The organism is Clostridium sp. CX1 (genome assembly GCF_025398335.1).
In the GTDB taxonomy this organism is placed as follows: domain Bacteria; phylum Bacillota; class Clostridia; order Clostridiales; family Clostridiaceae; genus Clostridium_AM; species Clostridium_AM tanneri.
Map to the genome: position 1 here is coordinate 182,778 of NZ_JAODOO010000001.1, position 14,103 is coordinate 196,880.

General features: G+C 31.8%; 12 protein-coding genes. 8 read left to right on the forward strand and 4 right to left on the reverse strand.

Annotated features, from left to right (window positions below; all coding sequences use genetic code 11):
- Positions 1-138 precede the first annotated feature (138 nt).
- The 7 genes from N4T77_RS00830 (at position 139) to N4T77_RS00860 (ending at position 8,967) form a co-directional block, all read left to right on the forward strand.
- Positions 139-555 carry an Rrf2 family transcriptional regulator gene (locus N4T77_RS00830; protein WP_261669814.1) on the forward strand — a complete coding sequence of 139 codons (417 nt, stop codon included), beginning with the start codon at positions 139-141 and terminating at the stop codon, positions 553-555.
- A gap of 222 nt (positions 556-777) precedes the next feature.
- Positions 778-1,407, forward strand: a complete 630-nt coding sequence (locus N4T77_RS00835; RefSeq protein WP_261669815.1) for a bifunctional 2-polyprenyl-6-hydroxyphenol methylase/3-demethylubiquinol 3-O-methyltransferase UbiG — start codon at positions 778-780, stop codon at positions 1,405-1,407.
- A 253-nt stretch (positions 1,408-1,660) separates the two neighbouring features.
- Entirely contained in the window at positions 1,661-2,707 is a 1,047-nt protein-coding gene (locus tag N4T77_RS00840) for an alpha/beta hydrolase (protein WP_261669816.1), read from the forward strand.
- A 172-nt stretch (positions 2,708-2,879) separates the two neighbouring features.
- Positions 2,880-3,359: a UPF0158 family protein gene (locus N4T77_RS00845; RefSeq protein ID WP_261669817.1), complete on the forward strand. Its 480-nt coding sequence runs from the start codon at positions 2,880-2,882 to the stop codon at positions 3,357-3,359.
- Positions 3,360-3,383: 24 nt separating this feature from the next.
- A complete protein-coding gene (locus N4T77_RS00850; RefSeq protein ID WP_261669818.1) occupies positions 3,384-4,352 on the forward strand; it encodes an aromatic acid exporter family protein in 969 nt (322 codons plus the stop codon).
- A 75-nt stretch (positions 4,353-4,427) separates the two neighbouring features.
- Positions 4,428-4,643 carry a hypothetical protein gene (locus tag N4T77_RS00855; protein ID WP_261669819.1) on the forward strand — a complete coding sequence of 72 codons (216 nt, stop codon included), beginning with the start codon at positions 4,428-4,430 and terminating at the stop codon, positions 4,641-4,643.
- Between the two features lie 127 nt (positions 4,644-4,770).
- Positions 4,771-8,967 carry a DUF445 family protein gene (locus N4T77_RS00860; RefSeq protein WP_261669820.1) on the forward strand — a complete coding sequence of 1,399 codons (4,197 nt, stop codon included), beginning with the start codon at positions 4,771-4,773 and terminating at the stop codon, positions 8,965-8,967.
- Between the two features lie 78 nt (positions 8,968-9,045).
- Here the strand turns inward: N4T77_RS00860 and N4T77_RS00865 are convergent, their stop codons facing one another.
- The 3 genes from N4T77_RS00865 to N4T77_RS00875 form a co-directional block, all read right to left on the reverse strand.
- Positions 9,046-9,567 (reverse strand): site-2 protease family protein, encoded by a 522-nt coding sequence (locus tag N4T77_RS00865; protein WP_261669821.1) that lies wholly within the window; start codon positions 9,565-9,567, stop codon positions 9,046-9,048.
- Positions 9,568-9,690: 123 nt separating this feature from the next.
- Positions 9,691-10,281 carry a 3'-5' exonuclease gene (locus N4T77_RS00870; protein ID WP_261669822.1) on the reverse strand — a complete coding sequence of 197 codons (591 nt, stop codon included), beginning with the start codon at positions 10,279-10,281 and terminating at the stop codon, positions 9,691-9,693.
- Between the two features lie 74 nt (positions 10,282-10,355).
- The gene (locus N4T77_RS00875) at positions 10,356-10,946 is read right to left on the reverse strand and encodes a protein kinase (protein WP_261669823.1); all 591 of its coding nucleotides are present in this window, start codon (positions 10,944-10,946) and stop codon (positions 10,356-10,358) included.
- 154 nt (positions 10,947-11,100) lie between these two features.
- Between N4T77_RS00875 and N4T77_RS00880 the strand changes: the two genes are divergently transcribed.
- Positions 11,101-13,164 carry a sigma-54-dependent Fis family transcriptional regulator gene (locus tag N4T77_RS00880; RefSeq protein WP_261669824.1) on the forward strand — a complete coding sequence of 688 codons (2,064 nt, stop codon included), beginning with the start codon at positions 11,101-11,103 and terminating at the stop codon, positions 13,162-13,164.
- A 124-nt stretch (positions 13,165-13,288) separates the two neighbouring features.
- Here the strand turns inward: N4T77_RS00880 and N4T77_RS00885 are convergent, their stop codons facing one another.
- The gene (locus N4T77_RS00885) at positions 13,289-14,095 is read right to left on the reverse strand and encodes a 3'-5' exonuclease (RefSeq protein ID WP_261669825.1); all 807 of its coding nucleotides are present in this window, start codon (positions 14,093-14,095) and stop codon (positions 13,289-13,291) included.
- Positions 14,096-14,103 lie beyond the last annotated feature (8 nt).

Sequence of the window (14,103 nt, forward strand, 5' to 3'; positions counted from 1 at the left end):
AGGAAATAATTTTTACTTGAATAGTATACTAAGGCTAAAGAAATTATATCTTTCTTTTTAAAGAATTGACAAAAGTAATTAACATCTATATAATTATAGATAAAATGAGTCTGTAATATCTTTTAAAGGAGGGTTACTTTGAAATATTCGAAAGCTACAAACTATGCACTACATACCGTTGCATATATGACTGCACATGATAAGACTGATAATTTAGGTTTACAAATGCTAGCAAGCCACTTCAATATATCAGCTACCTATCTTTCAAAGATTTTAACGCAGTTAGTAAAGGCCGGCTTGGTTCAATCAACTCCAGGTGTAAATGGCGGTTATGTTTTGCGTAAAAAGAAAGAGGACATTTCATTTATGGATGTAATCAAAGCAATTGAGGGGACTGGAGCATTATTTAATTGTGAACTCCATGAGGAAGATGGTAATTGCCGCATTCTCAAAGTAATGGCAGAAGCAGAAAATGTTATGGAGACATATCTTCAAAACAAGAAGATTTATGAAGTAGTTCAAAAGACAACAACGGATGAAATAGGTAAAGAATAATTTTTTACCTATATAGTCTATTATACAGCTTTTTATATTTTAATTATGGATATTATATATCTTTAATGTATATATTATAATCTGTAATATATGATCAATTATAGGACTATAGGAAGTAACTAGTAACTTTCTCTGGCAAAGGGATAGGGTTTTGATTTGTTATAAATTAATAATTATGCTTACTGAGATACTATTAAAATAAAACATAAAGGAGAGATATATATGACAGAATTCTGGGAATCAAGTTTTATAGAAAAGCAAATGATGTGGGGACTTGAGCCTGCAGACTCCGCAATCCTAGCAAAGGACTTTTTCCTTGAGAAAAAGGCTAAGGACATATTAATTCCAGGTATTGGCTACGGCAGAAATGCAAAGATTTTTTTAGACAACGGAATTAATGTAACAGGTATTGAGATATCAAAAACAGCCATTGATTTGGCAAAGCAAATGGGACTTGATACTAAAATCTATCATGGTTCAGTAACTGATATGCCCTTTGATAACAAGCTTTATGATGGAATATTTTGCTTTGCACTCATCCATTTATTGAATAGTGATGAAAGGGAAAAATTAATTAAGGATTGTTATAATCAGCTAAAACCTAATGGACATATGATTTTTACAGCTATTTCAAAAAAAGCGCCGATGTATGGAAAGGGAAAACAACTGAGTAAGGACCGATTTGAGATAATGGAAGGCGTAAAAATGTTTTTTTACGATTCTGATTCAGTAAAACAGGAATTTGGGAATTATGGACTAATAGAATTTGAAGAAATTGATGAGCCAGCTAAGAATAAGGAAAATAAACCTCCATTGAAATTTACAATTATAAAATGTAAAAAAGAGCTGTAAAAATAGCACTGCTGCAACTTCTTATTATTTATATAATATAGTGTTATTAAACAAAAATCACCATAGAAAATACCTTTCTATGGTGATTTTTTGATGTCAACATCAGGTTTACTTGTGAATTATTAAGATGTTTGTCACACTTAGAAATCGTCATTAGGCAGATTTAAGTATAGTAAAGCGGTCTTGGTATAAAATACATAATAAGATTTATATTTGTGATAGTTACATTCAGAATATATTGGAGGTTACCTAAATGAAAAACAAGAAAGGCATTTGGATATTTACAGTTATCGTTCTGGTTTTTATTATGGGAGGATTTCTACTTATTAAAAACCTAGCAGCAACAAGTTATGGTAAGGTTAACACCAAGGTTGCAACAGTATTAAAGGCTAATAAATATTTCAACCCTAACTCAATTAAGGGAAAACCAATGAATCAAATACGAGAAATTTTAAATAAGGATTCTATTTTATGGAGTGCAAAACCTATACCTTTTTCCAATATAAAAGATACCAATATAGAGATATCTTCCTTAAAGATACCTGTACGAATATATAGGCCTGAAGGTGGCAGCAAGCTTCCTATAGTTATTTATTCCCATGGTGGCTTTTGGATTGCAGGAAATCCAGATACCAGTGACAATATTTGCAGGAAGCTTTCAAAAAATACAAAGGCAATAGTAATATCAGTAGGCTATCGTCTTGCACCGGAAAACCCTTTTCCTGCTGGAGTTGATGATGTGTACAATGTAGTTCAGTGGGCTCATAAAAACGCTGAAAGTATTAATGGAGATTCAAAGCATATAGCCATTGCAGGAGATAGTTCCGGTGGAAATATTACAGCTGCAGTTTCTCAAATGATACGGGATAAAAATGGACCTCAGATAACTTGTCAGGTATTGATATACCCATCTACAAACCTGTCTCAATTAAACAGTAACTCTTGGTCTCAATTATCCAGTAAATTTAATATTTCTAAGGAAGATATGGAGAAATATATATCACTGTATATACCTAAGAAAGAAGATAGGAAAAATCCCTATGCATCTCCTTTATTAGCTAAAGATCTTAAGGGATTACCTAAAACCCTTATGATAATAGCTGAAATTGATCCTTTACGAGATGAGGGAGAAGCCTATGGTAAAAAATTAAAGGAAGCTGGTAATGAGGTTGTTATTAGTAAATATAAAGGCTCTGTACATGGCTTTATTGCAATGGATAAGATTTCAACAGCAGGGGATAAGGCCTTAAATGAAATTTGTTCATATCTTCAAAAAGAGTTTCAGAAAGATAACATATAAGTGTTACTGCCTATATTGTATAAAAAACTATAAAGTGGTATATTATGATATATAAGCCCTAAGTTTAGAATATATTCCTAGACTTAGGGCTATTATAAGCTAAAAATTTAGACGTAATGTCTATATAAAGTCTCTTGCAACATTCAGGAGATATATGAAGGAGCAAATGAATATGAAAAAATTAAACATTGATTTAGAATTACTTTTTCAGTCCCTTTCCTTTGATGATGATACCCTAGGTTCTGAGTATTTAGACACTGAAACAGGAGACATAATGAACATTCCCTATGAAGTGACTAAGGTAGTTAAGGGAGAACTTGATGAAGAAGCTTTAGCAGACTGGCAAAAGGAACTATTAAAGGATGCCTATGCTATTGAAGAAGATTCTGAAGACCGTTATATAATGATACCTAATATTGATGATTCCTTTTTTTACGATGCAATGGTTCAGTTCTCAGAGTATGAAGTGGAATCGGAAATCTTAGGTGAGAAGCTCTTAGATGCTTTAAATGGAAGAAACCCTATGAGAAACTTTAAAAATGTAATATGTCAGTATCCAGAGGAATTAGATAAATGGTATGCTTATGAAGATCAAAAGGCTAAAGAATATGTAATTGACTGGCTCAGAGGCGAAGGAATTGAGCTTGAGTAAAATGAAATCTAGAAGGGGATCTCTATGAAATTTATTGGCTATAGAACATTAAAAACAGGAATTGGTGCAGCAGTTGCAATGATTATAGCTAAAGAACTGGGATTAGAATATTCCGTATCAGCAGGTATAATCACTATTTTAAGTATTCAAAGTACAAAGAAGCAATCAGTTATAATTGCTGTTCAGAGAATAGGAGCCTTTATCTTAGCACTTTTCCTTTCAATAATTATTTTTAAGCTGCTGGGGTATAACCCCTTGGCTTTCGGTGTTTTTTTATTAATTTTTATTCCTTTAACGGTAAGGTTTAACTTAGATCAGGGAATTGTTGTAAGCTCCGTGCTTATAACTCATTTATTAGTTCAAAAATCCACTGAACTATTTTGGATATGGAACGAGTTAAGTTTAATGCTAATTGGAGTTGGGGTGGCATTACTGCTTAATCTCTATATGCCTAGTATAGAAGGAAAAATCAAAGAGGATCAAAATTACATAGAGGAAAAGATGAAGGAAATTCTCATCCACATGGCTGATACTCTAAAAAATAATGATTTTTCTATAAAAGAAGATGAGCTGGTTACTAGTCTTGAAAAAAGACTGCATAAAGGAAGAAACAGAGCCTATAATAATTTTAATAATTTTTTTCTTTTAGATACAAGCTATTATGTGCAGTATATGGAAATGAGAATTCAGCAATTTGAAACAATTAAAAGAATGAGAGAACATTTTCAAAGATTCTTTATGACCTATGAACAAACTATAATGATAGCTGATTTTACAGAAAATGTTGCGAATTCCATATATGAAGAAAACACTGCAGAGGGCCTTTTAAATCAATTAAATTTTTTAAGAGATGAGTTTAGAAAAATGGCTCTTCCGTCTACAAGAGAAGAGTTTGAAAACAGGGCAATGCTTTTTCAATTTTTAAATGATCTTGAACAATTTTTGCTTATTAAACACAATTTTAAAAAAGATGTTATGAATGGTAATGAATAGCTTTATAAATAATAATCTTTAGATTAGACATAATAGAAATGTAGTCTAAATTATTTATGAAGGAGGACTTCCATTATGTTGTTAAAAAGCCATGTAGATAAAGATAAGTTAGATAAAGTTCCAGTAGGACAGCCCTTTGTGTATAAAGATATAGTAGATGAAGCTTTTCCAGATGAGGAGCATACTAGTGATGGTAAAAGGTTTAAGGCAGAGGTTGAAAATGGTGTTTATGAAGGCGTAGAAGTAGTAAAAGATAACGATAAAAATCGTGTGTTGTATAAAAAACTATAAAATGGTATATTAAGATATAGGCCCTAGGTTTAGAATTACATTCCAGACTTAGGGCTGTTATATGCTTTTTGTCTACAATGACTTTGATATAAGCATTTGCTTATACTTTCATCAGGAGGGAAAATTAATGCAGTTTAATTTAATAAAAGAAATTTTAACTGGGGCAATAACAGGATATATAACTAATGCTTTGGCAATAAAAATGATTTTTAGAGAATATGGTATAGGAAAGCTTAAAGTAGGTGGTGTAGTAGTAAAGACAAGAGATGAATTTATTGAAAATGTAAGTTCATTGGTGGAAAGAGAAATTATTAACTACGACACTTTAAACGGTGTACTTGAGGAAGAAGCTTTTAAAACTAGCTTAGAAAAATTAGTTGAAGACTTGTTAAATATTCATATTTATAACAACACAGATAACCTATCCTTAGGAGAACTTGAAGGCTTCTCTTCAACAGTAAATAAAACAGGAGAGTACATAAAAGCTTCTGTTACTGAACATCTTCCAGAGGTTTTCAATACTATTTCACAAAAGCTTAATTTAAAAGACTTATTTGGTGAAAAACAGCTTCAGCACATAAGCGGAGAATTGTTTAATTTACTTTTAGATAAGTTAAATAATAGTGAGTTTATAGAAGAAGCTATAGAGGATTTTTATGAGGAAAATAAATCTTTAAGCTTTGGCGAAATTTTTGAAAGTAAGCTTACTGATGCTATAGGTGAGAATTTTAAAGAAAATACTAAAGGATTACATTTAGAACTAAAAGATAAATTTGACAATGACATTCATAAGCTTTTAGAAAATACTATAGATACTCTAGAGATAGATAAAATATTAAAAGCATTGGAAGAAAAAATATTAGAAAAAAGAATAGTAGACTTTGCAAATGATAAAGATAGCAGTCAATTAGGAATAAAATTAAGAGAGGGAATTAAGGACTTTTTATTATCACAGGAAGGTAAGACATTATCAAACACTATAAGCAAAGAATTATTAAACCTTTTAAGGTCCATAGATAAGCCAGTTTTCCAAATGTTTTCTGGCAGTCTAGCAGAAAATATTGAAAGCTTTTTTAATGACAAGCTTCAGTATGTAATAAAAGAAATAATATTATGGATAGAAGATAACAAAAAGGACATAGAGGGATTAATTGAGGCGGCTATAGATGATACTATAGATTCTATGGACGGCAGCTTAAAAAAGAACGTTATGGGTTTAGTTAAGGAAAAGTTCTTAAATAATATTGGAGAAAAGTTTGATATAGTAGCTAAATTAACGGAATATCTAGAGGAAAATACAGATAAAGACTGGATAGCTAGAGATTTAACAGTTAAAATTACTAAATATATTAAAGAAGAGAATATATCTGCCATTATTGAAGACTTAGAAAAGAAAAATGTACTTACAGAGGAAGGACTAAGTAACTTTATAACTTATAATTTAACTAATTATATAGATTATATACCGGAAGATTATTTTTCTAAGCTTTTAAATAAAAAGCTAAAGGATATATTTAGTATAGATTTAATAGGAATCTTTGAAAGACAGGTTAAGGCTCCTTTAGTTTCTGCAATAAAGGATAAGTACATATATACAGAAAATATTACTAAGTTGGTAGCAGAAGAAGGAATTAGAAGTCTAGAAAAGGTAACTACTTCAACTTTCCAGCAGTTACTAACAACAGAGACAGTGGCTTTAGGCAGTGAAAAAATTAAAACCCTGTTGATAGAGGGATTAAATAGTAATAAAGATAATACAGTAGAGGGAATCTACAAGGAATTAAACAAAGCCATTGGCTCTCACAGCTTACACAGTGGATTAGATGAAAAGCTGAAAAGTTCTTTGTTAGAGGAGGCTGCAAAAAGAATAGAGGTAAGCACAGATAAGCTTCTTGAGGAAAGCAAAGGCTTAAAATTTAGAGAGATTACTGAAAGTGTAAATAGCATAAAGGATATAAATGGCAATCTGTCAGCCTTTATTCATTCCTCACTAAAGGATAACCTAGAAAATATTCTTCAAGGAAATATAAAAAAGACAGTAGCTATAAATCTATCTAACCTAAAGGATGAAGAGCTTCAGGTGATGGTAGAGGAATTCATGGGAAAAGAAATGAAGCCAATTACAGTAATAGGGGCAGTGCTAGGGGCAATTGCCGGTATTGGAACTTATTTCTTTAATGGAGCTATTTTACAATACAATCAAATTACTGCAGTTACTATAAGTGTAATAGTTTATGCTATAGTTGGATGGCTCACTAATGTGCAGGCACTGGCAATGCTTTTTAAACCTTATAATGAAAAGAGATTTTTAGGAATTAAAATACCTTTTACACCAGGGGTAATTGTAAGCAGAAAGCCAAGGTTTGCTAAGTCTATGGGTAACTTTATAGAAGAGGAACTTTTAAATAAGAAAAGCATTGAAGAGTTATTTGATAAGAATAGAGCCGGTATAAAAACAGCTTTTGCAGACGGAATTTCAAAGGATGATTATAAGATAATAGGAGATTTTCTTTATAATCACCATCAGCTTATAGGTGACAAAGGCTATCAATATGGTAAGAAGCTTATAAACAAAAATAGGAGCAAGATTTCAAGTTCCTTAAGCTGTGCGGTAGGAGAGTTTACCTTTGAAAAAGTGGATTTTTCTAAGATAAAAGCTGCAGCGGAAAAGGAAAGCTTTGAAAGAATTAAGGCTTTTGACGAAACAATAGCATTTAAATTAAATGAAATACTTAAGTCAGAGGATAAAATAGTAAAAGTTATTCCAAAGGAGTTAATGAAGATAATTGAGAGCGGGTTAAAAGGTAAAACAGAGGACATAATTAATCTGTTATCCACCTATATTGATGATGAAGATAAAAAAGCTCAGCTTATAAATTCTCTTTCAGAGAGGTATGAAGAAATAGGAGATAAGTCTTTAAGAAATCTTCTTAGTGAAAAGGAGCTTACTAATTTAAGAGTGGCCTTAAACCGTTTTATAATAAATAAAATGACTTCAGAGGATAGCAGAGAAAAGGCAGTAAAGTGGCTGGAAAGCCTTGTTTCAAGGGAATTTGCTTCTGATAAAAAGATAGGGCAAGTACTTAATGGTTTTGTTGTGAAACTGCTAGAAGATAACTTTAGCTATATAGTAGATAAGACAGTAAGGTCTTTAATAAAAGGGATAGCTAATAATCAGCAGGTTATAGCAGAGGTGGCTATAAGTACTACAAAGGAAAACTTAAATTTCTTTGAGATAATGGGATACAATATGCTTGGAGGAGACGAGATAATTTCTAATGTAGTAGATAACTTGGTGAATGATAAGCTGCCAGCTTATATTGAAGCTAAAAAAGGTGAATTAGGTAGGGTACTAGTAGAATTTATAGATAATAAAATCTTCAACAGCTCTGTAGACCAGTTAGGAATAAGTCTTCAGCACAGTGAACTTACAGCGGTAATTGATAGATTTATCAATGATAAAGATAAGATTCTAGGGCTGAGCAGCAGCTTAATAATGGTTGCAGATAGTATATTTAACTGGATAACAAAGGTTAAAGTACAGCAGTGTCTTAAGGCCCTATCCATTAGCAATATTGAAGACTTGGCCTATGTATTTAAAGAGGAAGGAAACTTTATACAAAAGGAACTAAAAGATAGTGTTAATAGGAATAAAGCAGCTTTAGCCGAAGAGTACAGTTCTTGCCTTTATAAAATTTTTGAAGATTTAATTCTATCTAAGAAGGTTAACCTGTTTACTAAAGGAATAGATGATAGTTATGCTGAAGATACAGCTAAGAGAATAGGCAGTTTACTTTATAATAGTGATGGACTTAAGAAAAATCTTGGAGGCTTCATAGATAGCTTTACAGAGGAAAAGTTAAGAAAGAAAAATCTTGGACAGTTATTGGATTTAGTTGAATTTAATAACTCAATAGAAACTTCTTTGGTTAGGCTTATGGAAGATGAACAGTTAAATAAAGAGGTAAGAGAAATATTAATTAGTATAGTTAGTGATATAACAGCAAATAATTTAGAAATTATAGATATAGACACAAAAGAAGCTGTTGTTGATATATTAATGAACTCTGCCTTAGATTCCTTAAAATATAACTTAGCAGATATTTTAAATAATGTTCATTTTAGAAGCATAGCAGAAAGACAGATAAACAATATGGAACCTAGAGAAATAGAGGACTTGTTCAATTCCTTTGCTAAAAAGTATTTTGACAGGTTAAAGTTATACGGTCTTTGGGGTGGAATTTTTGGACTTCACTGGCTTATTGGAATAATCGGTGTTGTAGCTTATGCAGGCTCTGCTGCAAAGGATAGTTTAAAGGAGTAAAATTATCTATTGAAGTAATGAATATGTTCACTGACAGCTTTATATAAAAATGAGATGGGGTTAAATCCCATCTCATTTTTATATAATTTCAAGTATATCTTTAACAACTTCACCGCCATCTAGAGGAGGTACCGGCATTAAGTTGCTGATGAAAAACATGAAGTTTGAAGCTATAAGCATTATAGAAAAGTCTTTTAAATTAAAGTTATCCTTTCCTATAAAGAGTTGTTGTAAATAACTTAGCATAGTTCCATTTTGGATAGAGCTAAGTAAAGCAATTAATCCTTCTGTTAAATTTCCATCTACATATATATAGAATAAAAAGATAAAGGCTATAAAATTAAAAGTAACACCACTTAAATTAAGAAGAAACTTCTTTAAAAAGCTAAGTTGTTTCGGCTTAAAAAAAGTATGTCCACCAAGAGGCAGTAAGCCTAAGATAAAATTCATATTCTTTCCTTTTACGGATAATATAGAAGGACCTACTCCAATAGCCAGCTCTGTAACAGTGATTTCACATAGTCCTCCTATCAAAAGGTGTCCTAACTCATGAATAAAGACTGCAGAGTAAAGGCACAAAACTAAAAATAAAAAACACACTTTAAGCGAACCTCCAAATGTTGACTATATGTATATAATATTAGCAAGGGTTAGCTAGTATAACTAAAATTTATGAAGACAGCCTAAAAACTTTCTAATATTGGCTGAAAAATTAAGCTCTGTTTATAGACTATATCCAAGCTTCTTGGCCTTATAGTAACAGGATACAAGAGCAGCTACATCATATCTGGCATCGTGAAAGTTTACGTCAGCACAGCCAAAAAGACGTTTTGCTCCTTTAAGTACTATGTTCTTGTCCACTTCAAGAAAATCCATTGTCTCCTCTAACCTAGGATTCTTCAGCCTTCCTGTTTTTGTTTTTGCTTGTACTATAGCTTTAAAATATTCCATAGTGCAAAAGAATTCTGAAGGAGTCCAGTCCATGGCCTCTAATCTATTAAATTCTGTATGGATAAATTTTTTATCGAAGTTAGCATTGTGAGCTATAAAGATACCACCTTTTAAATCATTAGCAACTTCCTTAGCCACATCTTCAAAAGATTTTCCATCAGATAGAATCTTTAGAGTCCTAACATCAAAGCCATGGACTGCTTGAGCTGAGGGTTCAATATAATCTACGGTAAAAAAGAAATTCTTTGCAAAGGCTACCTTTTCTACTCCTCCAGCATTTGTATCGCATACACAATAGGTAAGTTGTATTATTTGCCCTGGCTCTATGCCAGTGGTCTCTGTATCTAAAAAAATTTTCTTCATAGGTAATTTAGTCTCCTTTGTAGCTTTGTCATAATATCAATATTATATTAAATTTGTCACTGTAAAGTCTAGTTTTAACTATGTTCATATCCCAATTCATCTAAATATTTATCTACTTTTCTATTCCATTGTTTATAAAATTGAGAGTTTTCCTCTCTGACTACAGACATAAAGAATGGAAGCACCCCTAATTTATAAAGACCCTTTGATAGATGTCTAGGAAAATCTCTTTCTTTTGAGTAAAACTTTTTCGGATCAATTACCATTAAAGAGCCATTTGGCTGAATTATAATGTCCTTACACCTTATGTCTTGCTTTAGGAATCCTAATTTTTTAAACTCTTCTAACAGCTTGATAATCTTTACTGCAAGTTTCTTATCTAGGCCATGTTTTTTTATATAATCTTTTAGTATTATACCATCAACATAGTCTCTTATCATATAGTTTCCTGACATGCCGTAAACTCGAGGAAAGTATCTATTATTATTTACTCTGTTTAGGATATAGTACTCTTTTTGGCAGCTCTCAACGGTAAAACAAATTTTAATTACCTTTTCATCAGGAAGTAAATAGACTATGCCATTATTACCTCTGCCTAGAAGTTTACAATCTAAAAGATTAACATCAAAATTCTTAATATACCTTTCATATATACTTTTATTCAATTTAGCTCCCTTCCTAAAATTGCTATGGACTGTGGGATTTACCTTTAAACTAAAAAATAGTTTCATTTCATAATATGCTTCAAGTTATAGAAATGATCATAATTTATGCTATAATTTTTCTATAAGTATATAGTTGTAGAAAAGAGTGGAATAAATGGAGAAAAAACTAGCTATTATAAGTTACAGTCCATCAGTTATGGACACCTACCAAAAGCAAATTGTAAGTTTATTTTCAGATAAAGTTTTAGTAGACAAGTATTTTATAGGAAGTGAGGAAATTAGAAAAGGCATAGAGGCAGACTTAGTGCTACTTCCTTCTTATAGTATATTTTTAGATATTAAACCCTATATAAACAAAAGCAGCGAGGTTATTGTCATTAACAGAACCATATCTCAAGAGGCTTTAGATACAATTATGAATATACCGGAGGGAACAGAAGGCATACTATTAGATGAGAGCTTAGAATTAGCTGTTCAAATGGTTTCTATAATATATGGATTAGGAGGCAGACATATAGAGCTTACGCCTGCTTCTGTTGAAAATCATGAAAATACTAAAGAAAAAACTGTAATTTCATTAGGGGAGTTGACATCTACCCTGGCACCAGGTACTGATATAATAAACCTTGGTAATGCTCTTTTGGATTTGGACACTATAGTGGATATAGGCGCTAAGCTTAATTTAATTCATGTTCTCCAAAGACAGGATATCAGAAAAAGCTATAAGGAAAGTGTAACTAGAAACTCTGGATTATCTAATATTATCAGGCAAACAAATCGCTTTGAAAGTGAGCTGGATATTCTCCTTCAAGTTTTAGATGATGGTATTATAGGAGTTAATTCTAAGGGGATAATATCTATTTTTAATGAAGGTGCAGAAAATATTATAGGTTATAAAAGAACTAAGATTGTAGGAGGACAAGCAGCTTATATCTTGCCACATCTTCCTTTTGAATATGTGCTTAAAAATCGTGAGCCAATAAAGGAAAAGCTTATTAATATTAATGGTTATGATGTGGTGGTATCTACTCACCCCATAATTCATTCAAATAGACTATATGGAGCAGTTGCTATTGTAAGAAAGTTTAGTGATATAGAGAAGAAACAGCATAAGCTTAGAGAACAGCTTATAGGTAAGGGACATAGAGCAAAATACAGCTTTGAGGATATATCCGGGGAAAGCGAAGAAATAAAAAAATGTATTGATATTGCGAAAAGAATGGCAAAATCAGACTCCTCCATACTGCTTACAGGGGAAAGTGGAACAGGAAAGGAACTCTTTGCCCAAGCTATACACAATGGCTCTAAAAGAAAAAATTATCAATTTGTAGCAGTAAACTGTGGTGCCCTGCCAGAAAGTCTTTTGGAAAGTGAATTGTTTGGATATGAGGAAGGTGCTTTTACAGGAGCTAGAAAAGGTGGAAAGCCAGGGCTTTTTGAATTAGCCCACAATGGAACTTTGTTTCTAGATGAAATTGGAGAAATGCCGCTAAATCTTCAGATGAGACTTTTAAGAGTTCTTCAGGAAAGAGAAGTAATGAGAATTGGCGGGGATAGGCTAATTAAAGTAAATATTAGAATAATTGTTGCAACTAATAGGGATCTGAAAACCATGGTTAAAAAGGGTGAGTTTAGAGAGGATTTATATTACAGATTGAAGGTACTGCCTTTGAAATTACCTTCTTTAAGGACAAGAAAAGAAGATATATTACCTTTAATTAATGAAATGGAAAAAACCTTTAACACTAATTTTGATTTAACAAAGGCTGCAAAGGAGGCACTGCTTGCCCACAGCTGGAAGGGGAATATAAGAGAACTTAAAAATTATGTAGAGTATTTTGCTAATCTAGGCCTTAGAGAAGTAGACGTAGAGGACTTGCCCTTTGATGAGGAGGAAGAATTCTACGAGGACACTTTAAATTCAGAAGAAGAAAGCCTAGTGAAGAAACTTTTGGAAATTGGTGAAGATAAAATTCAGAGATATTTGTTTGTATTAGAAGAATTGGAAAAAAGTTATACTGACAAAAGGAGACTAGGGAGAAGAACTCTATATTTAATAGCTCTAGAAAAGGGCTTTTTTTTAAGTGAGCAGGAGATTAGAACGATCTTAATCAATCTTGAAAAGCTTCTAATGGTGAAGATTTATACTGGAAGAAGCGGCACTGTAATAACAGATTTGGGAAGAAAGGTAATTAAGGAGCTGAAACAAAAATATTAACACTCTTTAAGTTTATAGACAAATACCTCAGAAAAGTTTAACCGGTATTTCAAATAGAGGTATAGTCAGTAGAAAGCTTTAGAAGGACTCTCTAGTGCTATACCTTAATAAAATATACCAGTATTCAGTGCTCTAAAGATTGCTCCCGAGCATTATCCTGATTTTTCTCGCTATCAGAGGTATCCACCTGAAACTGATTTGTTCTACCCATCATATAAGCAAGTTTAATTATTGATTTTTCTTCCTCCGTCATTTCCCTATTAAACATCTTTTCAAACTGACTGATAAGTTTATCGTTATCAATCTTTGGCTTAGAGTTATTTTGTCTCTTTGGAGCTATATAATCTTCTATATTATATTTTTTAGGTTTAATCTTCTTATTAAAGATTCTGTTAAAAACCTCTGCAGTATAATAGGCATCATTAATTGCATTATGAAATTCATAATTAGTAAGTATTCCATAGGACTCCACTGCTTTATGAAGACCGATGTTAGTTCCTTTGGGACAGTTTAGATATCTCGAAGCATACCTTTGGATATCTATATAATCCCTAGGTATCACAGAGAGGTCTAGTTTATGATAATGCACATTTCTAAGCAGCTCTTTTATATCTGTCATTCCCCAGACACATAAAATATTCTTAGAGTCCTCAATAAAATTTATGAATTCTTCAAAAACATCCTTAAAAGGATTTGCATTATATAATTCTTCTGGATTTATATTAGTGAGATCTTTTATGAAGGGATTAAGCTCACTATATACTTCAGGCTTTACCAGTCTATCTAAAACTGAGGTTATTTTAAGGTTTTTGTCTAGCTTTATAGCACCAAGCTGGATTATTTCAAAGGGGCATAGGGGGTTTACATTGCTGCCTTCTTTATGAGAGTTATAGCTCTGGTTAAATTCTAGATCAAATACTATGTAACTCATATAATTAT